We start from the raw sequence: 25,580 nt of genomic DNA on the forward strand, positions 1-25,580 counted from the left end.
CAGGGAGACACATGCGACCGGGATACCTCACTCTGCCCACCGGACAGCTGCACTTCAGGCAGGCCGGCACCGGCTCGCCCGTGGTGCTGCTGCACGACGCGCCCGGTTCCGGCGCCGCCTGGGACGCCGCGCTGACCGAGGAGCTCGCCGCGTCCCGCCGGGTCATCGCCCCCGACCTCATCGGCTTCGGCGCGACCACCGCGACCGGCGACGCCGCGGACCTGGACGCCCAGGCCGAACTGCTGGCCGCCGCGCTGACCGCGCTGGGGGTGCGGCGCGCCCCGGTGGCGGCCGAGGGCGCGGGAGCCGCGGTGGCGGCGCGGCTGGCCGAACGCCGTCCCGGACTCGTCCAGGACGTCCTGGTGCTGCGCGTTCCGTACCACGGCGCCGAGTCACCGCCCGCCCTGCCCGAAGTGGAGGCGGGCGGCGGGCACCTGCTGCGGCTCTACGACGAGATCCGCGACAGCCTCCTCTTCTCTCCCTGGTGGCGGCCGGCGGCGGCGAACCGGCGGAGGCGCGGGCTGCCGCCCGCCGAAGTGCTCCACGAGCTCTTCCTCGACACCGCCGAACACGGGGACGCGCACCGGCGGCTCGCGGCGAGCGCGGCGCTGGCCTGGCCCGGCGCGGCGGCCTCCCCGCGCCTGCGCCACGCGGACGGCGACTGGGCCGCCGGCATCCTGGCGCTTCCCGAGGGCGACGACGGCCCCGTGCCGTCGGACGGCGCGTCGGGGGAGCGCTCGTACCTCCGGGCGGGCTCTGGCGATATCCATCTCCGCCGCTTCGGCGACGGCTCGTCCGGCCGCCGTCCCGTCCTGGCCCTGCACGCCAACCCGGGTTCGGGCGCGGGCCTGGAACCCCTGGCCAGAGCACTCGGCGAGAGCCGGCAGGTCATCGTCTGGGACACCCCCGGCCACGGCCGCTCCACCCCGCTTCCGGAAGGCGGCGCCCCCACGCTCGCGGGGACGTACGCGCCGCTCCTGGTGGAGCTGCTGGACGGGCTGGGCGTCGAGCGGTGCGACGTCTACGGCACGCACACCGGGGCGGGACTGGCGGTCGAGCTGGCGATAGCGGCGCCGGACCGGGTGGGGGCGCTCGTCCTGGACGGGGTGCCGCTCTTCGACGACCAGCCGGAGCTCGTCGCCTCGATCCTCGCCGACTACTTCGTGGACCTCACCCCCGATCCGCACGGCTCGCACCTGCGCCGCGCCTGGGGCGTCTCCGCGGACATGGCGCTGTGGTGGCCGTGGTTCCGGCACACCGCGGACGGCGTCAGGGACGTCGACCCCTACCGTCCGGAGTTCCTGCACCGGGTGACGCTGGACATGCTGCGCTCGGCGCCCCACTACCACCGCTACTACCGCGCGGGCTGGCAGTGGCCCTGCACCCGGCGGCTGCCGCTGGTGCGCAGGCCCGCCCTGGTGGGCAGCACCCGCACGGACCCGCTCGCGCCGATGACCCCGACGGCCCTGCGCCTGCTGGACGGCGCCGCCGAGACGGTCTTCGCGCCGCTGGGCGCCCCGGGATCCCCGGAGGCCAACGCCGCCCTGCTGGCCCGCTATCTCGACGCAGTGTCCTGACCTGGGACGTCGGCGGGCAAAGGGGATGCCCGGCCCGGGAGAGCTTCCCAATTTCGTGGAACGGCGTTACTGTCTGCGGAACAGCCGCGCAGTGCGCGTCTATCAGAGAAGGTGCGACCCGCGATGATCTATCTCGTCTACCGGATGAAGCTCAGTCCCCGCGCCCGCGGCGACATGCGGGGATTCTGGAACTGGCTGGAGGACCGGGAGCGCTGGTTCTACCGCGACCTCCCGATGGTGCGGGAGGTCCGCTGGTACTACAGCGTGATCGGCGACGTGTACGTCGTCGAGAACTGGGCCGCGTTCGAGGACGAGGCCGGCTGGGGCGGGTACCGCTCGGCACTGGCGACCATGAAAACCGACGACGCCTGGGAAAACCGGCGCGTCAGCCAGGACGAGTGGTGGGAATTCCTTGACACGAGAATTGTCACCGATCTTCCGGTGCAGGTGGGATTCCAACACCAAAATGGTTGACGCCACGTAGCCGCCCCCCGGAGGAACACATGCCCACCAGGAATCACAGCGCCGTGCCAGGCGAGCCGACCGTCCGCGAGAACACGGGACAGGTGATCGCCACCGTCGAGCGTGCCGTGGACGTGCTGATGTACTTCGTCGAGACGTCGGCGGCGACGCTGGGGGTGACCGAGATCGCCGAGGCTCTGGGAATGTCGAAGGCGGCCGTGCACCGGATTCTGTCCTCCTTGCGGGGAAGGCATCTCATCGCGCTGGATCCGGTGAGCAGGCGTTATTCCCTGGGAATCGGCGCGATGCGCCTCGGTTTGTCCTACCTGGACAGACTCGATGCCCGGCATATCGCCACCCCGGAATTGGTGACGCTTTCCCAGCGCACCGACGAGACGGCCACCCTGTCCCTGCGCACCGGCTGGTCCCGGGTCTACGCCGACCAGGTGACCCCGGCGCGCGAGGTCATCATGAGCGTCTCCCTCGGCGTGCCCTACCCCCTGCACGCGGGCGGCTCGTCCAAGGCGTTCCTCGCCTTCCTCGCCGACGACGAGATCGAGGCGTACCTGTCGGAGGTCCGGCTGGAGCCGCTGACCGACAGCACGATCGGCGACGCCGTCCGGCTGCGGGAGGAGCTCGCGGAGATCCGCGAGCGCGGCTGGGCGCAGTCGTTCGCCGAGCGCATGTCGGGAGCGGCCTCGGTGGCCGCGCCCGTCCTGGACCACCACGGCCGGCCCGTGGTCGTCGTCAGCGTCTGCGGGCCGCTGGAGCGCTTCCGCACGGAGGTCGACGCGTGCGTGGAGGCGCTCCTGGACTCCACGGGAAGGCTGTCCGCCCAGATGGGATGGGCGGCGCCGGAGGGGGGCTGACGGTTCGCGACCCCGCCGCGCCGCCGGGCCGCTCGTGGAGCGGACCGGCGGCCCTTCGGCCGTCACATGGCTCCGTTCTGGAGCCTTCCAGCCCTTCCGACAAGGCGGAACGTAAAAGTCTGACCTATTGACACAGAGAAAACGGAAGCCTAGATTTCAAACCCTGTTCTGGTCACCGGAACAGGGTTTGCCCGTCTTCGTCCTTCCAAGGAGCAGTGCAGATGAGCCCTGAGGCGATCATCGACGGACTGTTCGCCGGTTCCGTGTACGCTCTGGTCGCACTCGCCCTGACCATCGTCTTCCAGCCGACCCGGATCATGAACTTCGCGCAGGGGGAGGCCGTGATCCTCGGCGCCGCGGTCGCGTATCAGATCGTCGCGCTGGAGAAGCTGGGCTGGGCCGCGACCCTCGGCATCACACTCGTCCTGGCCGCGTTCATGGGACTGCTCATGGAACGCATGATCATGCTGCCCGTCCGGCTGTCCGGGTCGCGCTACGCATGGATCATCGCGACCCTCGCCGCGGCGCTGATCTTCCAGTCCCTGTTCAACCTCACCTACTTCGACGTCGACGCCCTGCGGCCGAGCCCCGTCATCGACGGCGGCTTCCAGCTGGCGGGGGTCACCGTGGAGTGGCAGGAGGCGCTGGCGATCGTCGTGGCCCTGGCCGTGATGGCCGGCTACGACCTCTTCCTCCGGCGCTCGGCCTACGGCCGGGCGATCCGGGCCACCGCCCACAACACCGACACCTCGGTCCTCATGGGGATCCCGGTCCAGCGCATCATCGTCCTCTCCTTCGTGATCGGCGCGATGATCACCGCGATCGCGGGCATGCTCGCCGCCCCGGTGATCTTCGTGGCCCCCGCGGCCGGCCTGCTGTTCACCATCAAGGGCTTCACCGCCGCGGTGATCGGCGGCGTCGGCTCCCCGCGCGGCGCCCTGGCCGGCGGCATGCTCGTCGGCCTTCTCGACACCGTCGTACGGAGCATGGTCGGCGGCTCCGTCGGCAACTTCGCGGTGTTCGCGGCCCTCGCCGTGATCCTGGTCGTGTTCCCGTCCGGCCTGTTCGGCAAGCCCATGGAGGCACACTGATGACAACGGTGGAATCTCGCGTCACCGGCGCGGCGCGGCGGTCGGTGTTCGACTCGCCCGGCTACCACCGCGCCCGGACGGCGCTCCTGGGCGGCCTGTCGGTCATCGCGGTCGCGGTGCTGGTCGCCTGGCCGATGATCACCGACTACTACAGCTACAACGCCTCGTACTACAACGGCCTGGTCGCCTCCGCGGCGATCAGCGCCATCCTGACCATCTCCCTGAACCTCTCCATGGGGTACGGCGGGATGCTGTCGATGATGCACTCCGGGCTCCAGCTCGCCGGCGGTTACGCCACCGGCCACCTGGTGGTCCACCTCAGCGGCTCCTGGCTGCTGGGCATCATCGCCTCGGTGGTGGTGGGCGCCCTCGTCGCGCTGCTGGTGCTGCTGGTCAGCCTCCGGGCGGCCTACCTGTACTTCGGAATGATCACCCTGGCCGCCAACCTCATCGTCATCGAGATCGGCAGGGAGTGGGAGCCGGTCACCGGCGGCATCGTGGGCATCAGCGGCATCGCCCCCGGGTCCGGCGGCGAGGTCATGTCCAAGGAGGCGTTCTACTACGTGGTGCTCGCCTGCCTCGCGCTGATGTACGTGCTGCAGCGCAACCTCGTGCGCAGCGGCGTCGGCCGGGCCTCGATGGCGGTGCGCGAGTCGGCCGACACCGCCTCCGCGATGGGCATCGCGCCCTCGGGCGCCAAGCTCCTGCTCTTCGGCATCTGCGGCGGCATGGCCGGCCTGTCCGGCGCGCTGTACGCCCTGCAGCTCGGCTTCATCAACCCCGACGTCGGCCTGCTCGACAACGGCATCATCTTCTTCGTCGGCCTGTTCCTCGGCGGCATCTCCACCCTGGTCGGCCCGGTCATCGGCGTCGGCTTCATCGCGGTGCTCGTCGAGCTGATCAAGGACCAGGCGCGGTACACCACGCTGGTGCTCGGCCTGCTCCTGCTGACGGCGATGATGGTGATCCCCCAGGGCATCGTGGGCACCTGGAAGGCCTCCCGGTTCGGCCGGGACAGGCTGCCGGAGCTGACGGACGAGGAGCTGCCCGAGGAGGTGCCCGACGTGGTGCCCGAGGTGCGCGACGTCCCCGAGGGGACCGCCGCGCTCGAGGGCACCGGGATCGTGAAGCACTTCGGCGGGGTGCACGCCCTCGACGGCGTCGACATCCGGATCATGCCCGGCACCGTCCACGGGATCATCGGCCCCAACGGGTCGGGGAAGTCCACGCTCGTCTCCTGCCTGACCCGCTACCACCGGATCGACGCCGGAGAGGTGCGGATCTTCGGAGCCGGGGCCCCGGCCGCCGCCCACGGCGTCGCGCGCGCGGGCGTGACCCGGGTGTTCCAGGTCCCGCACCTCTTCGAGCGGGTCAGCGTCCTGGACAACGTCCTCACCGGCATGCGCATGCAGGAGGACTACTCCTGGCTCGGCGCCGTCCTGCGCTCGCCCGCCTACCGGCGCCGCGACCGCAAGGAGCGCGCGGAGGCCAGGGAGCTGCTCGCCTTCGCCGGGCTCGCGGGCCGCGCCGACTGGCTGGCGTCCTCCCTCTCGCACGGCCAGAAGCGGCTCCTGGAAGTGGTGCGCGCGGTGGCCAGCAGGCCGAAGGTGCTCATCCTGGACGAGCCGGCCACCGGTCTGACGTCCGAGGAGCTCGACGCCCTCGGCCGGCTGTGCCGGGTGCTGCGCGAACGCGGGCTCGCCGTCGTGCTCATCGAGCACAACGTCGACTTCGTCATGGGGCTCTGCGACGAGCTCACCGTCCTGGAGAGCGGCAAGGTGATCGAGCGCGGCGACCCCGAGAAGGTGCGCGGTTCGGCGGCGGTCCTCGAGGCGTACCTGGGACGGCCCGACCTGGTGGAGGAGGAGGCGTCGTGAGCGCGCTGCTGCAGCTGTCCGGACTGACCGCCGGCTACGGGGGCGTGCGCGCCCTCGACGGTCTCGACCTGCACGTGGACGAGGGCGAGTTCGTGGTGCTGCTCGGCCCCAACGGGGCGGGCAAGACGACGACGATGAAGACCGTGTCGGGCCTGCTCAAGCCGGTTTCCGGCCAGGTCAGGTTCGCCGGGAAGGACCTGGCGCGGGTGCCGGGCTGGCGGCGCACCGGGCTCGGGCTCGGCCACGTGCCCGAAGGCCGGCAGATCTTCCCCGACCACACCGTCCTGGAGAACCTCTCCCTCGGCGGCTTCCCCACCCGGCGCCGCCGCGGCGAGAACGAGCGCAGGCGCGCCGAGCTGCTGGACATCTTCCCGCGGCTGGCCGAACGCGGCTCCCAGCTCGCCGGCACCCTCTCGGGCGGCGAGGCGCAGATGCTCGCCGTCGCCCGCGCCCTGATGGCCGACCCCCGCCTGCTCATGCTGGACGAGCCGTCCCTCGGGCTGGCCCCGCTCAAGGTCGCCGAGCTGTTCGGCTACCTCAAGCGGCTGCACGCCGAGCGGGGCCTGACCATCCTGCTCGTGGAGCAGCAGGCCGGCACGGCGCTCCGCCTCGCCGACCGCGGCTACGTGTTGGAGCGCGGAAGGGTCGCCGTCGAGGGCACCGCCGCGGAGCTGCGCGACGACCCCCGCGTCCAGGCGGCCTACCTCGGGCGCCTCCGCCAGGAGACCGCCTGACGACCGGCCCCGGCTGAGACCGGAAAGAGGCCTGGCGGGCGACGATGACGTCGCCCGCCAGGCCTTTCGCATGCAGGGGGAACCCGCAGGTGCCACTGGTGGAGACGCCTGCCGCGGCCTGTGCCGCACGGTGCGCCGGGCTTTGCGGTACGCCGCCCTACCGTGCCCGGAACCCTGCCCGTTCCGGCCCGACCGGTCTGTGCGGGGACGGGAAGACGGGCCTGCGCAAGGGGGAACGCGAGAAGGGGCGGAGGAGCGGGGTGCGCTCCTCCGCCCCTTCGGGGCGGGCGTGGATCAGTTGAAGGCGGTGGTGCCGGGCTTGACGACGCCGAGGAAGGCCGCGAGGAGGACCAGGAACCAGATCGCGTAGACGTAGGGCAGGCAGGAGCGGATGGAGTGCTTGATCTGCTGCTCGACCTCGGGACTGGAGCCCTCGGTCACCAGCTTGCCGAAGGCGGGGCCGAAAGGCGCGAGCTTACGGCGGATCATCACGCCGGACAGGATGCACAGCGCGTACGCGGCGACCTTGGCGGCGAGCCACTTGGGGTTGGTGGTGACGCCGAACGGCTCGGCGCTGAAGAAGACGTAGCCGGAGACGGCCAGGAGCCCGGCGCCCAGGCCGTAGCGGACGACGAGGTCGAGCCGCTGCACCACCTTGCCGAACGGGGTGGCGCCCCGGGTGTAGTCGTAGACGACCAGCGCCAGCCAGACCAGCGAGCCCGCCCAGGCCAGGGCGACCAGCCAGCCGGGGAAGACGTCGTCGCCGAACGGGCTCAGCGCCATGAGCGTCACGCCGCTGGGCAGGAAGAGCACGAGGCAGATCCGCGGCGCCATGTCCACGCCGTGCATGATCTTGGTGGCCACCGAGCGGGCCGGCACCGGCTGCTCGGACTGCATGATGAACCTGCTGGAGTAGAAGACGCCGATGTCGCTGCCGAGCCAGTAGACGAAGAGCACGATGTGGAGCAGGATCGCCAGGCTGTAGGAGTTGAGCCCGTGGACGGGCTCCATGGCGGGTGCGGCGGACAGGGTGAGGGGCATGTGAGGCTCCCGGAGAGACGGCCGTGGCCGGACCCGTAGGGCCCGGCCACGGTTTTCGCGGTTTTCTGACGGAGGAGGGGAGGGGGCGGTTACATGCCGTCGCCGTCCCAGCGTCCGCGCGAGCGGCTGCGGACCGGCAGGGAGGAGATGATGGGCGCCGGGATGTGGTCGCCCGGCTTCCACGCCCGCCCGTGCGCCCAGTTGTGCGCGCCCGAGTCGGTGCGCTCGTCGGCGTGCTCCAGCGACGCGGGGTCCGCGCCCCAGTCCAGCGCCGGGACGTCGTGCCCGTGCCCGTGCTCGTGCTCGTGGTCGTGGTCGTGCGAGTGGTCGTGGCCGTGGTCGTGCGCGTGGCCGTGCTCGTCGGAGTGGCCGCCCTGCAGGCGCGCCGCGTCCATCGCCTTGGCGATGGCCAGGATGCTGCGGTCGGTGCCCTGCCCGTGCTGGGTGTACCGCGCGTCGGGCTGCCCCTGGTCGCGCTGGAACTGCCACGCGGCGGTGAGGTCGGCGATGTCCTTCTCGCTGCGCCAGGTGGGGCCGGAGCCGAGGTCGTGGGAGGACTGCGACCAGCGCATGCGGCCGCCCTCCGGCCCGTAGTTGACCGCCTCGCCGCCCCAGCGCAGCCACTCGTTCTGGGTGTACCAGTTCTGCAGCTCGCCGTCGGAGCGCAGCAGCCAGGTCGCGCCGCCCTCCATGGTGGTGAAGTGGCCGTGCTTCACCCGCGCGGGGCGGAAGAAGTACGTGCCCAGGTCCAGGGTGCCGAAGTTGTACTCCATGTGGCCCTGGGTGGTGTAGGCCTCCTCGTAGCAGGGGTGGTGGGCCAGGCGGTGGTCGGCCCAGCCCTCCTGGGCGTGCACCAGGCGGGTGTAGAAGCCGGTCACCGGGTCCACGTGCAGGTACTTGATGAAGAGGCCGGGCATGGGGCCGGGGTTGGGGACGGCGTCCCACCGCATCGCGTCGCTGTCGATGACGATGACCTCTTCGCGGGCGCCCTCCCAGCTCGGGTGGGCCAGGGAGTCGACGCGGTCGAAGCCGGCGTCGCCGTACTCGCGGTAGTGCAGGAGCCGGGTGCCCTCGGCGAAGGTGATCGCGTCGGTCGGCACGCCCTTCGGCGCGTAGACGTAACCGCCCTTGCCGATCTTCCGGCCGCCGTAGGTCATCGAACCCTCGAGCACGTAGTACTCGCTGTTGGCGTGGTGGATGCCGGGCCCGCGACCCCAGTCGGTGTGGAAGTCGATGCGCAGCGAGGAGGAGCCGTCCTCCTCGTCCACCGACAGGCGGCGCTCGCTGGCGCGTCCCTCACCGTTGATGAGCTCGGCGCCGTGCCACACGTAGTCGTCTTCTTGGATCAGCTCGACATGGGGGCGCACTGTGATGTCCTTCCACTGGGCTCAAAGCCGTGTCTCATGAAATGAAACGCCGTTTCGTTGCTTCGAAGGTAATTGTCTGAGGTTTCCAGGTCAAGCCTCAGAAGGGGTCGGACTTCGGCTTGAGGTCACGTTTGACGACCTTGCCCGCCGCGTTCCGGGGGAGGGCGTCGACGACCTCCCAGCGCCGCGGCGTCTTGTAGCCCGCCAGCCCGGCGCGGCAGTGCGCCTGGAGCTCGGCGAGCACGCCGTCACCGCCGTCACCGCCGCGCAGCACCACGTAGGCCACGACCTCCTCGCCCCAGGTCTCGGAGGGGGCGCCGGTCACGGCGACCTCGGCGACGGCGGAGTGCCCGGCCAGCACCTCCTCGACCTCGCGCGGGTACACGTTGAGGCCGCCCGAGATGATCATGTCCTTCTTGCGGTCGACGACGTGGACGTAGCCCTCCTCGTCGCGCACCACGATGTCGCCGCAGGTGAGGAAGCCGTCCTCGGTGGTGCACTCCCGCGTCGCCGCCTCGTTCTCGTGGTAGCCGTTCATGAGGAACGGGGAGCGGCTGAACAGCTCGCCGGGCTCGCCCGGCCCGGCCGGCCGGCCGTCGGGGCCGACGACCCGCAGCTCCGTCATGTACCAGGCGTGGCCCACCGAGCCGGGCTTGCGGTGCTGGTCGGCCGGGCGGAGGTTGGTGATGATGCCCGCCTCCGTCGAGCCGTACAGCTCGTGCACGCCGCAGGCGGGGAACGCCTCCATGACCCACTGCTTGAGCGCCCAGGGGAGCGCGGCGGCGTTGAAGTAGAGCGTGTCGAGGCTGGAGAGGTCGCGGCCGGCGAGCTTCGCCTCGTCCAGGGCGCGGAGCATCTGCGCGTGCGTCGGCACCAGGAACACCGACCGGGCGCGGTCCCGCTCCACCAGGTGGAGCAGCGCCTCGGGGTCCCACTTGCGCAGCATCGTCACCGTGCCGCCGGTGTGGACGGGGGCGTAGCCGAAGGCGAAACCGGCGCCGTGGTACATCGGCGCCACCGCGACCGACGTCCGGCCGGTGCCCAGGCCCCACTCCATCGCCGAGCAGTAGAACGTGAGGGCGCGGCTGCGGTGGCTGATCAGCACGCCCTTGGGCCGTCCGGTCGTGCCCGAGGTGTAGGTGATGCAGAACGGGTCGAGCTCGTCGACCGGCACCGCCGGATCCACCGCCCGTGCGGCGGCGAGCGCCTCCTCGTAGGAGCGGCCGGCCTGGACGCCGTCGATGGACAGGGCCGGGAGCCGCAGCTCCTCGATCGCGTCCCCCGCGACGGCGGCGCAGGCGTCGTCGAGGACGACGGCACGGGCCCCGGAGTGCTCCAGGATGTAGCGCGCCTCGGACGGGGTGAGGCGCGGGTTGAGCGGCACCAGGACAAGGCCGGCCTTGGCGATTCCGGCGGCGATCTCCGGATACTCCAGCCGGTTGCCCAGCAGCACCGCGACGCGGTCGCCGGGGGAGAGGCCCCCGGCGAGCAGGGCGCAGGCCAGGCGGTTCGAGCGGTCGTCGAGGGCGGCGTAGGTGAGGGCGCGGTCGCCGTCGATCACCGCCGTCGCCAGGGGGGTGGCGCGGGCGAACTCGCGCACGCCGCCCGCGATCGACAGAGGTGCGCCTCCACGGAGGACGGGCATGCTTGTTCCTTTCGGGAAGGCCGTGGCCGACGCGCCTCGGGGGAGCGGCGCGCGGCGGGGACGGGCGGTTCGGTCAGTCCCGGGGCTGCCAGAGCGTGACCGAGACGCCGTTGGGGGTCTCCACGCCGGCCGCGGCGGCGCGGCCGTGCCACGGGTCGTCGGTCTCGACCGGCCCGGCGAGCACCCGCCCGCCGGTGCGCCGGACGCTCTCCAGCGCGGCGGCCAGGTCGCGGGTGCGCACGGACCAGCCGCTGTGGCCCAGCGAGCGGGCGGGGCGCTGGGCGGCACGCCGGTCCACGCGGTGCTCGGTGTCGGCGGAGGTGACCTCGATCCGGGCGGTCTTCTCCCCGGCCAGGAACGCCAGGCGCATCCGGGTGCCGTCCGGCAGTCCGGCGACCTCGTCGAACCCGGGGGAGGTGAACACCACGTCGTACCAGACGTCCATGCCCAGCCCCTCGGGTCCCCAGAAGGCGACCTCGGCGTCGGCGTCGGGGACGTGGCAGACGACCGAGGTCAGCTCGGTGTAGGAGCGCTCCGGGTCGGCGTTCCACGCCTCGGTGCCGCGGACCGCGGCGGGCTGGACGAAGACCACGACGGTCCCGTCCGGCGCGGGGCAGATGCCCTGCGTGACCTCGACCTCGCGGTCGCCCACCGCGACGCCGTAGGTGGTGGGGGAGACGGTCCAGGGGTACCCGGCCTCGCCGAGCTCGGCGTGCGCGGCCTTGATGTCGCGGGCGTACATGTCGATGCCGACCAGGCCGACGTCGAGGTTGTGCGGGGCGGCGGCGGGCGCGACCGGCTCGGGCACCCGGACGAGGTGGATCCGCCCCGTCCCGGATCCGGCGGCGGCGAGCGCCATCACCTCGAGGTCGGCCGGGCCCGTGCCCCACAGGGCGTCGGCGACCGCCGCGGGGACGGTGCCCTCGGCCGCGACCTCGTAGCCCAGCCGGCCGGTGAAGAGCTCCAGATGGGGGCCGAAGTCGCTGACGCCGACGATCGCGGCGGTGATGCCCTCGATCAGCGGCCGGGGTGTGTCCTGGGTCATAAGGGCAATCCTCAGAGTTTTTTCGTTCCTTGTAACGGAACGCTGTTCCATTGGAATGAGGATCACGCTAAGGTCGCTGCCGCGGCCCTGTCAACGGCGCCGCTACCACACCCCCGTGACCACCTGTGACCAGGGAGGACCCATGCGCGCGGCCATCACGAAGATGCCGATCATCGCCAAGCACCTCGGTGAATGGCGGGGCGAGTACATCCACATCGACGCCGACGGGACCATCGTGGACCGGCACGCCTCGCACCTGTACTGCCGAGTCCCGGAGGACGGAACGTTCGACATCGTCCAGACCAACACCTACACCTGGGCGGACGGCCGGGAGGAGGCGTTCGACTTCGGCGGCAGGCTCGACGAGGAAGGCGTCTGCCACTTCGACACCGAGCGGATCATCGGCGAGATGAGCCAGGTGGACGACCAGACGATCGTGCTGACCTGGTCGTACAAGAACGACCCGTCGAACTACCTGTACGAGCTGATCCAGCTCTCCCGCGACGGACTGCACAAGTGCCGGACCTGGCAGTGGATGGACGGCGACCGACTGGTCAAGCGCACCGTCATCAACGAGACCAAGGTCGCCTGACCGCCGACCCGCCGGTTCTCATCCGCCTGTTCCCCCAGGGCCCCGGTCCCGGGGGACGGCGCCCCGCTCCACCCGTACCCCCCGCGCACCCGCCGCCTCCCCCGGCCGGCGGTGCCCATCACGCAAATGAGGACCCGGGATGCTTCGGTATGTCGGACGTAGAGTCGCCGGTCTCGCGCTGGTCCTGCTCATCGTCCTGACCCTCGTCTTCTTCATGCTCCGCGCCGCGCCCGGCGGTCCGGTCGACGCCTACCTCGGGATGAACCCGACCCCGGAGAAGCGCGCGGAGGTCGAGCACCGCTTCGGCCTCGACCAGCCCATCTGGGTGCAGTACGCCAAGTTCCTCGGCAACCTCCTCTCCGGCGACCTCGGCAACTCGCTCTTCAGCGACCGGCCGGTGAGCGCCATCATCGGAGAGCGGCTGCCCGTCACCCTCGAACTCAGCCTCGCCGCGTTCGTCTTCTGGATCGCGGTCGGCCTGGCCGCCGGCGCGCTGGCCGCCCGCAAGCGCGACTCGTTCACCGACGGGTTCGTCCGCGTGGTCAGCGTCATCGCGCTCTCCATCCCGAGCTTCTGGCTGGCGCTGGTCCTGGTCGTGGTCTTCGGGCTCTCCATCAGGGGGGTCCTGCCCTCCAGCGGCTGGGTGCCGTTCACCGAGGATCCCTGGGAGAACCTGCGCAGCGTGGTGCTGCCCGCCTTCGCCCTGGGACTGGGCTCCGGCGCGATCATCGCCCGCACCCTGCGGGCGTCCATGATCGAGACCGCGCAGGCCGACTACGTCTCCTTCGCCCGCGCCATGGGCATGAACGAGCGGCGCATCCTGCGCGACATCACGCTGCGCAACGCGATCATCCCCACGGCGACGGTCATCGGGCTCATGCTCGGCGTCTTCGTCAGCGGCACCGTGCTCATCGAGAACGTGTTCAACATCCCCGGGATCGGCCAGACCATCGTCGGGGCGTTCCGCCAGCACGACTACCCGCTGGCCATCGCCTGCACGCTGGTCACCGCCTCGGTGTTCCTCGTGGCCAACCTGGTCGTGGACCTCCTCTACTTCGTGCTCAACCCCCGGATACGCGCCGGGTTCCTGAACGGGACGGCCCGCTAGACATGGTGATGACCCGAGTGCTCCCCCGGCCGTGGGCCGTGCGCCTGCGGCCGCCGCGGATGTCCGCGCTGACCTGGACCGGCCTGGTCCTGCTGCTGCTGTTCCTCCTGCTGGCCCTGGCCGGCCCGCTGTTCACCGGCGACGCCACGGCCAGGACCGGCGAGACCCTCGCCGGCCCGAGCGCGGCGCACCCGTTCGGCACCGACCACCTCCAGCGCGACCTGTTCGCCCGCACCGCCGAGGGCGCGCGGGTGTCGCTGCTGGTGGCGGTGGCCGGCGTCGGGTTCGGCCTGGCGGTCGCGGTGCCCGCCGGGCTGGTCGCCGGATACTTCGGCGGCCGCTGGCCCGACGACGTGATCATGCGGATCCTGGAGGCGCTCCAGGCGCTGCCGCTCTTCGTCTTCGCCCTGTTCGTCATCGGCATCACCGGGACCGGCGACACCGAGCTGGGCTTCCTCACCCTCACCTCGACCACGAAGGTCGTCCTGCTGCTGGGCGTCGGGTTCATCCCGTACTTCGCCCGGGTGACCCGGTCGGCGACCCTCGTGGAGGTGCAGGAGGACTACGTGGACGCGCTGCGCGTGGTCGGCGTCCCCCGCCGGCGCATCATCGGCGGCGAGATCCTGCCCAACGTGCTCCCGCCCGTCCTGGTCCAGGCGTTCCTGTGGATCGGCGTCGCCATCTTCGCCGAGAGCGCCCTGAGCTTCCTCGGCCTGGGGATCCAGCCGCCCCGGCCCAGCCTGGGCAACATCCTCGGCGACGCCACGAGCTACATGCTGCTCGGCGCGTGGTGGTACTCGATCATCCCCGGACTGGTCATCCTCATTGCCACGATCGGCTTCAACCTCCTCGGCGACGGGCTCGGCGACGCCCTCGACGCCGACGCCCGCCACTGAGTCACATCCCCCCGAACCCTAAGGAAGACCCGATGACCGACATCTCCCGCGCCACGATGGACCGCCGCCGCTTCCTCACGCTCACCGGCGTGCTCACCGCCGGGGCGCTCGCGATGACCGCCTGCGGGACGGACGACGCCCCCGCCGCGAAGGGGGCCACGCCCGAGAAGGTCACGTTCGGCGTCCTGTCGATCTCCGACTACATGAACCCGCTCACCAACACCTCCAAGCGGGTGCACTGGGTCCTCGACCCGGTCGTGGAGTCCCTCTACACCTACGACGCCGATCTGCGCTCGGTCCCGCTGCTGGCCGACGGCGAGCCGGAGGTCTCCGAGGACGGCCTGACCTGGACGATCAAGCTCAAGAAGGGCGTCGTCCACCACAACGGCGACCCGCTCACCGCCGACGACGTCGTGGCCACGATCGGCTTCGTCAGCGACCCCAAGAGCACGAGCGACTGGACCTCGTTCTTCGTCGGCTACATCAAGGAGGCCAAGGCGGTCGACGCGCAGACCGTGAAGATCGAGCTGACCACGAAGTTCGGCGTGCTCCGCTCCCACCTCACCAACCTGCCCATCGTGCACAAGGACTTCGTCGAGCGCACCGACACCACCATGGGCACCGGCCCCTTCAAGCTGGAGAAGGTGACCCAGGGCAGCGAGGTCTCGCTGGTGCGCAACGACGCCTACCACGGGGCCAAGCCCGCGATCGCCACCCTGGTCTTCCAGGCGATCCCCGACCCGGCGACCCGGATGGTCAACCTGCGCGAGGGCAAGATCCAGATCATGACGGACGTCGCTCCCGAGAGCGTCGAGCTGCTCAAGAGGGACAGCGCCGTCAAGGTGCACGAGGTCGACGCGCCCAGCGACCTCATCACCTACTTCGTGACGAACAAGGCGCCGTTCGACGACGTGAAGGTGCGCCAGGCGCTCGCGTACGCCATGGACCGCAAGGGCGTCCGCGACATCGTCTACTCCGGGAACGCGCAGATCGCCCAGGGGCCGATCGGCCCCTCGGTCGAGGGGCACGACGCCGCGCTGCAGATCTACGGCGAGGCTCCCGACATCGCGAAGGCCAAGGCGCTGCTGGCCGAGGCGGGGAAGCCCTCGCTGAAGTTCACCCTGATGGTGACCAGCGACTCGCTGATGAAGAACATCGGCCAGGTGCTCGCCGAGGGCTGGAAGCAGGCCGGCATCGAGTGCACCCTGGAGGTCCTCGACTTCAGCCCGTGGGTCAAGAACTGGGCGACCGGCAAGTACGAGATGGCGATGACGTCGTTCGAGAGCGGTTTCGGCGGCGGGCGCACCGCCTTCACGCTGCTCACCACGATGAGCTCCAAGTACCCGCTCAACTTCGGCTACAAGAACGAGGAGGTGGACGGGCTGCTCGCCCAGGCGTGGGCCACCTCCGACGACGCGGAGCGGGCCGAGGTCTGCAAGAAGATCAACGGCCTCCTCGCCGCCGACGCGATCATGATGCCGCCGGTCTACCCCCGGCTCGTCGTGGCCCAGCGCAAGGAGATCGAGACCCTCGACGAGAAGGTCATGGGAGTCAGCCGCCTCTCGCTGCCCTCGGCGCGGACCTACTGATGTTCGCCAGGCAGAAGACCGCCGGGGCCGCTTCGCCGGCCCCGGCGGGGGGCCCGCTGCTGTCCGTGCGGGACCTCGCCGTCACGTTCCGCACCAGGAGCGGCGGGGTGCCCGCGGTGCGGGAGGTCTCGTTCGACCTGGCGCGAGGCGAGGTCCTCGGGCTGGTCGGGGAGTCGGGATCGGGCAAGAGCACCCTGCTCACGGCGCTGATGCGCATGCTGCCGCGCAACGCCGAGATCACCGGCGGCCGCATCGGCTTCGCCGGCGCCGACCTGGTGTCCCTGAAGGAGGACGGCATGCGGCGGCTGCGCGGCGAGCGCATCGGGCTCATCCCGCAGCGGCCGATGACCTCGCTGTCCCCGTCCACCTCCGTCGGCCGCCAGCTGCGCTGGCACCTCGGCGACATCGGCGACGGCGAGCTCCGGGAGCTGCTCACCGGCGTCGGGCTGGGCACCGTGCTCGACCGGCTGGACGGCCACCCGTTCGAGTTCTCCGGCGGGCAGCTCCAGCGGCTGCTCATCGCCGTGGCGGCCCTGGGCAAGCAGCCCGACCTGCTGCTCGCCGACGAGCCGACCACGACGCTCGACGCCACCGTGCAGGCGCAGGTGCTGAGGCTGCTGCTGGAGCTGCGCGAGCGGACCGGCCTGTCGATGGTGTTCGTCACCCACGACCTCGGGGTGATCTCGCAGGTCAGCGACCGGATCGGCGTCATGTACGCGGGGCTGCTGGTGGAGCTCGCCCCGGCCCGCTCGGTGCTGGAGACCCCCCGGCACCCGTACACGCGGGCGCTGCTGGAGGCGGTCCCGGGGAGGGGCCGCAGAGGCGAGCCGCTGCGCACCATCCCGGGCTCGGTCACCGGCGCCAACCGGCTTGCCGGCTGCCCGTTCGCCCCGCGCTGCGCCGCCGTCATCGACCGCTGCCACCGGGAGCGTCCGGAGGCGCGCCCGGTGGGGGACGCGCTGGTGCGCTGCCACCGGGCGGAGGAGGAGATATGAACGCGGTAACGGTGGAGGACCTGGAGAAGCACTACCGGATCAGGTCCGGCCGCGGCGGCGACCGGGTGGTGCACGCCGTCGACGGCGTCTCGTTCGAGGTGCCCGAGGGCCGCACCCTGTCGATCATCGGGGAGTCGGGCTGCGGCAAGTCCACGATCGCCCGGATGCTGGTCCGGCTGGCCGATCCGACCGGGGGCCGGATCCTCGTCCAGGGCCGCGACGGCGTGGACCGGCGCGCGATCCAGCTCGTCTCGCAGAACCCCTGGTCGGCGCTGAACCGGCGCAAGAGCATCCGCCACGCGCTGGAGCAGCCGCTGGCCGTGCACGGGCTGCACCCGGGCAGAGCCGCGCGGGCGGCACGGGTCCGCGAACTGCTGGAGCTGGTCGGCCTCACCGAGGAGTACCTCGACCGGCGGCCGGGCGGGGTGAGCGGCGGCGAGCTGCAGCGCGTCACCGTCGCCCGGGCGCTGGCCGTCGAACCGCGGGTCCTCGTCCTGGACGAGCCGACCGCCAGCCTCGACGTCAGCGTCAAGGCGCTGCTGGTCAACCTGCTGCTCGACCTGAAGCGGCGCCTCGGGCTCAGCTACGTGCTCATCACCCACGAGATCGACATCGCCCGGCACCTGGCCGACGACGTCGCGGTCATGTACCTCGGCAGGTTCGTCGAGACGGGCCCGGCCGAGCAGGTGTTCGACGACCCCCGCCACCCGTACACGCGGGCGCTGCTCGCCGCCGTGCCCGGACTCGACCGCAGGTCCGGGACGCCGCTGACGGGAGAGGTGCCCTCCGCGGTCTCCCCGCCGCCCGGCTGCCGCTTCCACACGCGCTGCCCCCTGGCCGTCGACGCCTGCTCGGCCGCGGAACCGCCGCTGCGGCGGGAGGAGGACGGCCGCCTGGTCGCCTGCCTCCGCGCGGACGAACTCCACTGACCCCGCCGAACCCACCGACAAGGAGATGTGAACCGATGAACTCCGCCCACACCCAGCAGGCCGACGGCCGCTACGCCACCGCGCCGCTGGCCAAGGACGTCTGGACCCTGGGCGTCGTGCAGTCCCGGGTGCACCCGACCCCGGACCCGTCCGGCATGAAGGCCAACCTCGACCACATGCTGCACCTGATCGACAACTCGTTCCACATCGGCTTCGGGCCCCGGCCCGACCTGCTGTTCTTCCACGAGTTCCCGATCAGCGGATGGGACCACTGGACCAAGGCCGAGGCGGAGAGCCGCTGCATCGAGATCCCCGGCGAGGAGACCGAGCTGATCTCCGCCAAGGCCCGGGAGTACGGCTGCCACATCGCGTTCGGCGCCTACGTGCGCGACCCCGACTGGCCGGGCCACGTGCTCAGCATCACCACGCTGATCGGCCCCGACGGCGAGATCGTGGCCAAGCACTGGAAGGCGCGCAACGTCAAGGGCATCTTCGAGGGGCAGGAGCTGTTCACCACCACCGTCTACGACGTGCTCGACGAGTACGTCGAGAAGTACGGCAGGGACGCGGTGGTCCCGGTGGCCCGCACCCCGCTGGGCAACATCTCCATGTCCTCCACCCAGCTGGAGCCCGAGCTGTTCCGTGCCGCGGCCATCAAGGGCGCCGAGGTCTTCCTGCGCACCGCCAGCGGCAGCTTCTCCGAGATCGACGTCCGCGCCTCCGCCCTGCACAACCGGGCGTACTGCGCGATCGTCAACAACTCGGTGCTCGCCGCCGAGTCCCCCTTCTTCGAGGACACCGGCGCCGGCGGCAGCGCCATCTACGGTCCCGACGGCAACGCCATCGCCGCGGCGGACAGCAAGTTCGAGAAGCTCATCCTCGGCCAGATCCCCATCGCGGCGTTCCGCGCCCGCCACCGCCAGCCGGACATCCACTGGGACCTGTACCGGGAGATCTTCGACGGCTACCAGAGCCGCTTCGAACCCGGTCTCTACACCCCCTACCAGCCGACGAGCCTGAAGGACGCCGGCGACTACCTGAAGGGCCGCTCCCGCTGGGCCTGACCGGCCGACCCGCCGAAGGGGCACGTCCGCGACGACGGGCGTGCCCCTCCACCGTTCCGGCCCCTCAGCCGGAGCCGAGCCGGGCGAGGACGCGGCCCGCGGCACGTTCCCCGGACTCCAGCGCACCCTCCATCCCGCTGTCCTCCACGCTCAGATGCTCCCCGGCGAACTGGACACGCCCGGTGTCGGCCTCGACGGCCGCCGCGAGCGCCGCCATCTGCCCGGGAAGCGGCATGGCCCAGGCCCCGCCGGCCCACGGCTCACGCCCCCAGGAAACGATCCGGGTGATCTCGACGGCCCCGACCGCCGCAGGCCGCACACGGCCGAGCTCCCCGAGGACGATGTCCCGCTGCTCCCGCTCATCGAGCCCGTCGAGCACCCGGGCCTCACGCCCGGTGACCCAGACGGCCAGCGCACTGGGACCATCGGCCGCCAGCCGCCAAGGCAGCAGCCGCTGAATCCGGCTGGTCGTCCACATGGCGTGAGGCAGCCCGTCCTCCTCCCAGAACGGCCGGCGCGCCACCAGGTGATACTTGGTCAACGCCGGATAGGGCAGCTCATCGATCAGCCGAGACACCACCCCCGGCAACGCGGGCAGCGCGCTCCAAGCCCGCAGCACGGAGAACGGCACCGCGACGATCACATGCCCCGCGGTGATCTGCTCCCCGTCCGCCAGCTCCACGACCATCAGATCCCCGCTCTCGCGGACCGCCGTCACCGCACTCCGCACCCGCACGCTCCCGCCCAGCCGAGCGGCCATCGACTCGGGCAACCGCGCATTACCCCCGACGATGTTCGACGTCTGCGGCGAATGCCGCGACGCCCGCTGCACCGCCCGGAGCATGGCCAACGCCGAGGTGCCCCCCAACGTCTCAAAGGTCCCCGCCCGATCGGCCAACGCCACCGCCTCGCCGGAGAGCCCGACCGAGTGGAGATAGTCGGTGAGCGGAACGTCCCAGCGCTCCGCCTCCGGCGCCATCCAGTCCCGAGGCCCGCCCAACGGATTGTTCTTCGCGAGCGCACCCGCGACGAGCAGCGCAGGCGGAACGGCACGCTCCTCCCCGGAGAGCGGATTCCCGGGATTCCCCGCCCAATCGAGCGCCGTGCCGACATGCCCGTCCACGACGACCGCATGCTCCCGCATGGAGTACGCGACCGGCTCCCGTTCAAGCCCCGCCGCCTTCACATGGGAGATCAACCGCGCATACCCGTCCCCGATGTTGACCGCCCCGGCCTCCTCGACCCCGTTGACCCCCTCCAGCGACCTGATCCGCCCCCCGACCCGCTCCGCGGCCTCCAGCACGAGCACATCCACCCCGGCCTCCCGAAGGGAGATCGCCGCCTGCAGCCCCGCGAGCCCCGCTCCGACGACGACCACATCATGCCCGCTCCCCATCCCGGATCCCTTCACTCACCCGCCGCCGTCGACACGCCACCCGAAAGACGCACCAAGTTCCGCTACGCGGAATGACGTTTCGGAATCTAGTTCTCATGGACGGGCACCGTCAACAGCTCTCCGCCCGCGCCCAGAGGAGAGCGCGGTCGCGGGGAGGTCGTCTTGGGGCCGATGGCGGAACGTGGCCATGGGGGGGTGGGCGAATCAGTAAAAGTCAGTCTTGACTGTTTGTTTCTCAAGGGGCAGGGTGGGCGCATGCCATCCACCGCGACGGGCCGGGTGTCGCAGGAGGAGCGGTCGCAGAGCATGCGGCAGCGGCTTCTCGACGCCACGGTCGCGTGCCTGGTCGACTACGGCTGGAGCGGCACCTCCACGGTGCTCGTGTCCGAGCGGGCCGGAGTCAGCCGGGGCGCCCAGCTGCACCACTTTCCGACCAAGAACCACCTGGTGCTCGCCGCGATCGAGCATCTGTGGGAGTCGCGGGGGGAGGCGTACCGGGCCGCCATCACCGGGCTGGGGGACGGGCCGGACCGGGTGCGGCGGGTCGTGCACATTCTCGGAGAGCAGTTCTCCAGTGACCTCTATGTGGCGGCGCTGGAGCTGTGGGTGGCGGCTCGCAGCGATGAGGCGCTGCACGCCGCGGTCATCCAGCTGGAGCACCGGATCGGGAGCGGCGTGCACCGGCTGACCGTGGAGGCGCTGGGGGTGGACGAGTCGGTGCCCGGCGTGCGGGAGCTCGTCCAGGCGACCCTCGACCTCGTCCGGGGGCTGGGGCTGGCCAACACGCTGACCGACGACTCCGCGCGGCGGCGGCGCATCCTCGACCGCTGGGCGGTCACCCTCGACCACGAGCTGAAGGAGCTGCGGGGATGAGCGGACGTTACCGCGTCGGGAACTGCTCGGGGTTCTACGGCGACCGCATGTCGGCGATGCGCGAGATGCTGGAGGGCGGGCACCTCGATGTGCTCACCGGCGACTACCTCGCCGAGCTCACCATGCTCATCCTCGGCAGGGACGCGCTGAAGTCGCCCGATCTGGGCTATGCCCGCACGTTCGCGCGGCAGGTGGAGGACTGCCTCGGCCTGGCGCTCGAACGCGGAGTGAAGATCGTCAGCAATGCCGGCGGCCTCAACCCCGCGGCCCTCGCCGGACGGCTGAGCGAGATCGCCAAGGGGCTGGGCCTCGATCCGGCGATCGCGTACGTCGAGGGCGACGACGTCAAGCACCTCGGTTTCGCGGGCGCGCTGACCGCCAACGCCTACCTCGGCGCCTTCGGCATCGCCGCCGCCCTGCGCAAGGGCGCCGACATCGTGGTCACCGGCCGCGTCACCGACGCCTCGCTCGTCGTCGGCCCGGCCGCCGCGCACTTCGGGTGGACGGAGACCTCCTACGACGAGCTGGCGGGCGCGGTCGTCGCCGGCCACATCATCGAGTGCGGCACCCAGGCCACCGGCGGCAACTTCTCCGGCTTCCGGAAGCTCGCCGAGCAGGGCGCCGACCTGGGCAGGCCGCTGGGCTTCCCGATCGCCGAGCTCGCCGCCGACGGTTCGAGCGTCATCACCAAGCACGAGGGCACCGGCGGCGCGGTCACCGTCGACACCGTCACCGCCCAGCTGGTCTACGAGATCCAGTCGGCGCGCTACCTCAACCCCGACGCCACCGCGCTGCTCGACACCGTGCGGCTCACGCGGGAGGGACGCGACCGGGTGCTGGTCTCCGGGACGCGCGGGGCCCCGCCGCCGGAGCGGCTCAAGGTCTGCCTCAACGAGCTCGGAGGCTGGCGCAACACCGTGGAGTTCGTGCTCACCGGGCTCGACCTGGAGGCGAAGGAGGAGTGGGTCCGCGCGCAGCTCGCCCCCCGGCTCACCGCCTCCTCGGTCACCTGGACGCGCGGCGGGCTCCCCGCCCCCGACGCCGACACCGAGGAAGGCGCGTCCACCCTGCTGCGCTGCACCGTGATGGACGCCGCGCAGGAGCCGGTGGGCAAGGCGTTCACCGCCGCCGCGGTCGAGCTCGCCCTGGCCTCCTACCCCGGCTTCACCATGACCGGGCCGCCCCCGTCGCCCTCGCCTTACGGCGTCTACCGGCCCGAGTACGTCGACCGCTCGGCGGTACGGCAGACCGTCGTCCACGCGGACGGGACGCGCGAGGCGATCCCCGACCCGGTCGTGTTCGGCCCTGCAGAAGTGAAGGACGCGGGCCGCCGCCCCGAGCCGGACGCCGCGGAACCGGACGTCCCGACCCGCAGGCTGCCGCTCGGCACTTTCGTGCACGCCCGGTCCGGCGACAAGGGCGGCGACGCCAACCTCGGCCTGTGGGTGGCCGACGACGGCTCCCCCCTGCGCGAGCGGCGGATCGCCTGGCTCATCGGGCTGATGAGCCCCGGAAAGGTCCGCGAACTCGTCCCCGAGGCCGCGGACAAGGACGTCGACGTGTACGCGCTACCCGGCCTCGGTGCGGTGAACGTGCTGTTCCGGGGGCTGCTCGGCCAGGGAGTCGCGGCTTCGACCCGCTTCGACCCGCAGGCCAAGGCACTGGGGGAGTGGGTGCGCTCCCGCCTCGTGGACATCAGAGAGGACCTCCTGTGAACCCGGAACGGCAAGCACTCTTCGAGCTCGGCGCGGAGTTCGCCCGCCGCGAGATCACCCCCCGCCTGCAAGGGTGGGAGGACTCCGGCGAGATCCCCCGCTCGCTGCACCTGGCCGCGGCCAAGCAGGGGGTGCTGGGCATCGGCTTCCCCGAGGAGGCCGGCGGCGAGGGCGGCACGCTCGCGGACAAGGTGGCGCTCGACGAGGGGATGCTCGCCGAAGGCGCGTCCTCGGGCCTGATGGCCGCCCTGTTCACCCACGGCATCGCGCTTCCCCACATCGCCGCCCACGGCACGCCCGAACTCGTCGACCGCTACGTCCGCCCGACACTGGCGGGGGAGAAGATCGGCGCGCTCGGCATCACCGAGCCCGACGGCGGGTCCGACGTCGGCGGCCTGCGCACCACGGCGGTGCGCGACGGCGACCACTACGTCGTCAACGGGTCCAAGACCTTCATCACCTCCGGCGTGCGCGCCGACTTCGTCACCACCGCCGTCCGCACCGGCGGTCCGGGCTCCGGCGGCATCAGCCTGCTGGTCATCGACAAGGACACCCCCGGCTTCACCGTCGACCGCTCGCTGGCCAAGATGGGCTGGCACTGCTCCGACACCGCCGAGCTGTCCTTCGTGGACGTGCGCGTCCCGGCGGCGAACCTGGTCGGCGCGGAGAACGCCGGGTTCCTCTACATCGCCGAGCAGTTCGTCGTGGAGCGGATCGGCCTCGCCGTGCACGCCTACGGCATCGCCGCCCGGTCGCTCGCCCTCACCGCCGAGTACTGCCGGCGGCGCAGCACCTTCGGTGAACCGCTGATCAAACGCCAGGTCGTCCGCCACAAGCTCGTCGAGATGCACCGGCGGGTGGAGGTCGCCAAGGCCTACACGCACGCGGTCGTCGCCGAGCACGTCGCCGGGAACACCGGCGCCGAGGTCATCGCCGAGGCGTGCCTGGCCAAGCAGACCGCCGTCGAGTGCGCCACGTACGTCTGCGACGAGGCCGTCCAGCTGCACGGGGGAACGGGCTACATGCACGGGACCGAGGTGGAGCGGCACTACCGCGACGCCCGGATCCTCCCGATCGGCGGAGGCGCGACCGAGGTGCTCACCGACCTCGCGGCCAAACTGCTGGGATACACCTCATGACCGGGGAGGCACGGCGGGAGGCGATGCTGGCCAAGCTCGCCGAGCTCGACGCCGAGCACGCCAAGGCCGCGGCGGGCGGCGGGGAGAAGTACGCCGCCCGCCACCGCGGGCGCGGCAAGTTGCTGCCCCGCGAGCGCATCGAGCTGCTGGTCGACGAGGGATCGGCGTTCCTGGAGCTCTCCCCGCTGGCCGGGTGGGGCTCGGACTTCACCGTCGGCGCCAGCGTGGTCTGCGGCATCGGCGTGGTCGAGGGCGTGGAGTGCGTGATCACCGCCAACGACCCGACCGTGAAGGGCGGAGCCTCCAACCCCTGGACGCTGCGCAAGCTCTTCCGGGCCTCGCAGATCGCCGAGGAGAACGGGCTGCCCACGATCTCGCTGGTGGAGTCCGGCGGCGCGGACCTGCCCACCCAGAAGGAGATCTTCATCCCCGGCGGCAGGCTGTTCCGCGACCTCACCCGCGCCAGCGCCCGCAGGCAGCCGACGATCGCACTGGTCTTCGGCAACTCCACCGCCGGAGGCGCCTACGTGCCGGGCCTGTCGGACTACACGGTGATGGTCCGGGAGCAGGCCAAGGTCTTCCTGGCCGGTCCGCCTCTGGTGAAGATGGCCACCGGCGAGGAGTCCGACGACGAGACCCTCGGCGGCGCGGAGATGCACGCCCGCACCTCCGGCCTCGCCGACTACCTGGCCGAGGACGAGCACGACGCCATCCGCATCGGCCGCCGCATCGTGGCGCGGCTCAACCGGCGCAAGGCACGGCCCGAGCCCGCAGGGTACGCCGAGCCGGTCCAGCCTCCGGAAACTCTCCTCGACCTGATCCCGACCGACCTGAAGGAGCCGTTCGACCCGCGCGACGTCATCGTCCGCATCGTCGACGGCGTGAGCGCCGGCAACGAAGTGCCGTTCGACGAGTTCAAGCCGCTTTACGGACCCTCGCTGGTCACCGGCTGGGCGCGGATCCACGGCCGTCCCATCGGCATCCTCGCCAACGCCCAGGGTGTCCTGTTCAGCGAGGAGGCGCAGAAGGCGGCGCAGTTCATCCAGCTGGCCAACCAGTCCGACACCCCGCTGCTCTTCCTCCACAACACCACCGGCTACATGGTCGGCGCCGAGTACGAGCAGGGCGGGATCATCAAGCACGGCGCCGCGATGATCAACGCCGTCTCCAACTCGACGGTCCCGCACCTGTCGGTGCTGATCGGCGCCTCCTACGGCGCGGGCAACTACGGCATGAACGGCCGCGCCTACGACCCGCGCTTCCTGTTCACCTGGCCCAACGCCAAGTCGGCGGTCATGGGCCCGCAGCAGCTCGCGGGCGTGCTCTCCATCGTCTCGCGCGCCGCCGCCGAGTCCCGCGGCCTGCCCTTCGACGAGGAGGCCGACGCCGGGATGCGGAGCATGGTCGAGTCGATGGTCGAGGAGCAGAGCCTGCCGTTCGTGCTCTCCGGGATGCTCTACGACGACGGGATCATCGACCCGCGCGACACCCGCACCGTCCTGGGCATCTGCCTTTCCGTCATCGACTCCGCGCCCTACGAGGGCACCACGCGCTACGGCGTCTTCCGGATGTGAGG

22 protein-coding genes are annotated in these 25,580 nt (G+C 71.5%); 17 read left to right on the forward strand and 5 right to left on the reverse strand.

What is annotated here, in order from left to right; translation table 11 throughout:
• The first annotated feature begins 11 nt into the window (after window positions 1–11).
• The 6 genes from ABD140_RS13440 (at window position 12) to ABD140_RS13465 (ending at window position 6,610) form a co-directional block, all read left to right on the forward strand.
• Window positions 12–1,577 carry an alpha/beta hydrolase gene (locus tag ABD140_RS13440; protein ID WP_344240491.1) on the forward strand — a complete coding sequence of 522 codons (1,566 nt, stop codon included), beginning with the start codon at window positions 12–14 and terminating at the stop codon, window positions 1,575–1,577.
• A 123-nt stretch (window positions 1,578–1,700) separates the two neighbouring features.
• Window positions 1,701–2,051 carry a hypothetical protein gene (locus ABD140_RS13445; RefSeq protein ID WP_344240493.1) on the forward strand — a complete coding sequence of 117 codons (351 nt, stop codon included), beginning with the start codon at window positions 1,701–1,703 and terminating at the stop codon, window positions 2,049–2,051.
• A gap of 29 nt (window positions 2,052–2,080) precedes the next feature.
• Window positions 2,081–2,908 (forward strand): IclR family transcriptional regulator, encoded by an 828-nt coding sequence (locus tag ABD140_RS13450; RefSeq protein ID WP_344240495.1) that lies wholly within the window; start codon window positions 2,081–2,083, stop codon window positions 2,906–2,908.
• Between the two features lie 221 nt (window positions 2,909–3,129).
• Complete coding sequence (locus ABD140_RS13455; RefSeq protein ID WP_344240497.1) at window positions 3,130–3,999, forward strand: branched-chain amino acid ABC transporter permease; 870 nt, start codon at window positions 3,130–3,132, stop codon at window positions 3,997–3,999.
• Window positions 3,999–5,876, forward strand: coding sequence for a branched-chain amino acid ABC transporter ATP-binding protein/permease (locus ABD140_RS13460; RefSeq protein WP_344240499.1), 1,878 nt, complete (start codon window positions 3,999–4,001; stop codon window positions 5,874–5,876). The genes ABD140_RS13455 and ABD140_RS13460 overlap by 1 nt, the downstream gene beginning before the upstream one ends.
• Complete coding sequence (locus ABD140_RS13465) at window positions 5,873–6,610, forward strand: ABC transporter ATP-binding protein (RefSeq protein ID WP_344240501.1); 738 nt, start codon at window positions 5,873–5,875, stop codon at window positions 6,608–6,610. Before ABD140_RS13460 ends, ABD140_RS13465 begins: the two co-directional genes overlap by 4 nt.
• Window positions 6,611–6,904: 294 nt before the next feature.
• On the opposite strand, the gene ABD140_RS13470 is transcribed toward ABD140_RS13465, so the two are convergent.
• From ABD140_RS13470 to ABD140_RS13485, 4 genes are all read right to left on the reverse strand, one after another.
• Window positions 6,905–7,651 (reverse strand): hypothetical protein, encoded by a 747-nt coding sequence (locus tag ABD140_RS13470; protein ID WP_344240503.1) that lies wholly within the window; start codon window positions 7,649–7,651, stop codon window positions 6,905–6,907.
• Window positions 7,652–7,740: 89 nt separating this feature from the next.
• Entirely contained in the window at window positions 7,741–9,018 is a 1,278-nt protein-coding gene (locus tag ABD140_RS13475; protein ID WP_344240505.1) for a DUF4437 domain-containing protein, read from the reverse strand.
• 97 nt (window positions 9,019–9,115) lie between these two features.
• Window positions 9,116–10,663 carry a class I adenylate-forming enzyme family protein gene (locus ABD140_RS13480; protein ID WP_344240507.1) on the reverse strand — a complete coding sequence of 516 codons (1,548 nt, stop codon included), beginning with the start codon at window positions 10,661–10,663 and terminating at the stop codon, window positions 9,116–9,118.
• A 73-nt stretch (window positions 10,664–10,736) separates the two neighbouring features.
• On the reverse strand, window positions 10,737–11,708 hold the full coding sequence (locus tag ABD140_RS13485; RefSeq protein ID WP_344240509.1) for a VOC family protein: 972 nt from the start codon (window positions 11,706–11,708) through the stop codon (window positions 10,737–10,739).
• Between the two features lie 142 nt (window positions 11,709–11,850).
• Here ABD140_RS13485 and ABD140_RS13490 point away from each other — a divergent pair, with 142 nt between their 5' ends.
• From ABD140_RS13490 to ABD140_RS13520, 7 genes are all read left to right on the forward strand, one after another.
• Window positions 11,851–12,300: a DUF3598 family protein gene (locus tag ABD140_RS13490; protein WP_344240511.1), complete on the forward strand. Its 450-nt coding sequence runs from the start codon at window positions 11,851–11,853 to the stop codon at window positions 12,298–12,300.
• Window positions 12,301–12,439: 139 nt separating this feature from the next.
• Window positions 12,440–13,408 carry an ABC transporter permease gene (locus tag ABD140_RS13495; RefSeq protein ID WP_344240513.1) on the forward strand — a complete coding sequence of 323 codons (969 nt, stop codon included), beginning with the start codon at window positions 12,440–12,442 and terminating at the stop codon, window positions 13,406–13,408.
• Window positions 13,409–13,416: 8 nt separating this feature from the next.
• Window positions 13,417–14,304 carry an ABC transporter permease gene (locus ABD140_RS13500; protein WP_344240515.1) on the forward strand — a complete coding sequence of 296 codons (888 nt, stop codon included), beginning with the start codon at window positions 13,417–13,419 and terminating at the stop codon, window positions 14,302–14,304.
• Window positions 14,305–14,336: 32 nt separating this feature from the next.
• Window positions 14,337–15,893 carry an ABC transporter substrate-binding protein gene (locus tag ABD140_RS13505; RefSeq protein WP_344240517.1) on the forward strand — a complete coding sequence of 519 codons (1,557 nt, stop codon included), beginning with the start codon at window positions 14,337–14,339 and terminating at the stop codon, window positions 15,891–15,893.
• The gene (locus ABD140_RS13510) at window positions 15,893–16,888 is read left to right on the forward strand and encodes an ABC transporter ATP-binding protein (RefSeq protein ID WP_344240519.1); all 996 of its coding nucleotides are present in this window, start codon (window positions 15,893–15,895) and stop codon (window positions 16,886–16,888) included. Before ABD140_RS13505 ends, ABD140_RS13510 begins: the two co-directional genes overlap by 1 nt.
• A complete protein-coding gene (locus tag ABD140_RS13515) occupies window positions 16,885–17,817 on the forward strand; it encodes an oligopeptide/dipeptide ABC transporter ATP-binding protein (RefSeq protein WP_344240521.1) in 933 nt (310 codons plus the stop codon). Before ABD140_RS13510 ends, ABD140_RS13515 begins: the two co-directional genes overlap by 4 nt.
• A gap of 35 nt (window positions 17,818–17,852) precedes the next feature.
• Window positions 17,853–18,881 (forward strand): nitrilase-related carbon-nitrogen hydrolase, encoded by a 1,029-nt coding sequence (locus tag ABD140_RS13520; protein WP_344240523.1) that lies wholly within the window; start codon window positions 17,853–17,855, stop codon window positions 18,879–18,881.
• A 64-nt stretch (window positions 18,882–18,945) separates the two neighbouring features.
• On the opposite strand, the gene ABD140_RS13525 is transcribed toward ABD140_RS13520, so the two are convergent.
• Window positions 18,946–20,259: a flavin monoamine oxidase family protein gene (locus ABD140_RS13525; RefSeq protein ID WP_344240525.1), complete on the reverse strand. Its 1,314-nt coding sequence runs from the start codon at window positions 20,257–20,259 to the stop codon at window positions 18,946–18,948.
• A 273-nt stretch (window positions 20,260–20,532) separates the two neighbouring features.
• On the opposite strand from ABD140_RS13525, the gene ABD140_RS13530 reads away from it, so the two are divergent.
• Genes ABD140_RS13530 through ABD140_RS13545 form a run of 4 tightly spaced genes read left to right on the forward strand, consistent with a single transcriptional unit; the run spans window position 20,533 to window position 25,578 of the window.
• Window positions 20,533–21,150 carry a TetR/AcrR family transcriptional regulator gene (locus ABD140_RS13530; RefSeq protein ID WP_344240527.1) on the forward strand — a complete coding sequence of 206 codons (618 nt, stop codon included), beginning with the start codon at window positions 20,533–20,535 and terminating at the stop codon, window positions 21,148–21,150.
• Complete coding sequence (locus tag ABD140_RS13535) at window positions 21,147–22,865, forward strand: acyclic terpene utilization AtuA family protein (protein ID WP_344240529.1); 1,719 nt, start codon at window positions 21,147–21,149, stop codon at window positions 22,863–22,865. The genes ABD140_RS13530 and ABD140_RS13535 overlap by 4 nt, the downstream gene beginning before the upstream one ends.
• The gene (locus tag ABD140_RS13540; RefSeq protein WP_344240531.1) at window positions 22,862–24,004 is read left to right on the forward strand and encodes an acyl-CoA dehydrogenase family protein; all 1,143 of its coding nucleotides are present in this window, start codon (window positions 22,862–22,864) and stop codon (window positions 24,002–24,004) included. The genes ABD140_RS13535 and ABD140_RS13540 overlap by 4 nt, the downstream gene beginning before the upstream one ends.
• Window positions 24,001–25,578: an acyl-CoA carboxylase subunit beta gene (locus tag ABD140_RS13545; RefSeq protein ID WP_344240533.1), complete on the forward strand. Its 1,578-nt coding sequence runs from the start codon at window positions 24,001–24,003 to the stop codon at window positions 25,576–25,578. The genes ABD140_RS13540 and ABD140_RS13545 overlap by 4 nt, the downstream gene beginning before the upstream one ends.
• The last annotated feature ends 2 nt before the right edge of the window (window positions 25,579–25,580 follow it).

The organism is Actinocorallia libanotica, from assembly GCF_039525175.1.
Classification (GTDB): domain Bacteria; phylum Actinomycetota; class Actinomycetes; order Streptosporangiales; family Streptosporangiaceae; genus Actinocorallia; species Actinocorallia libanotica.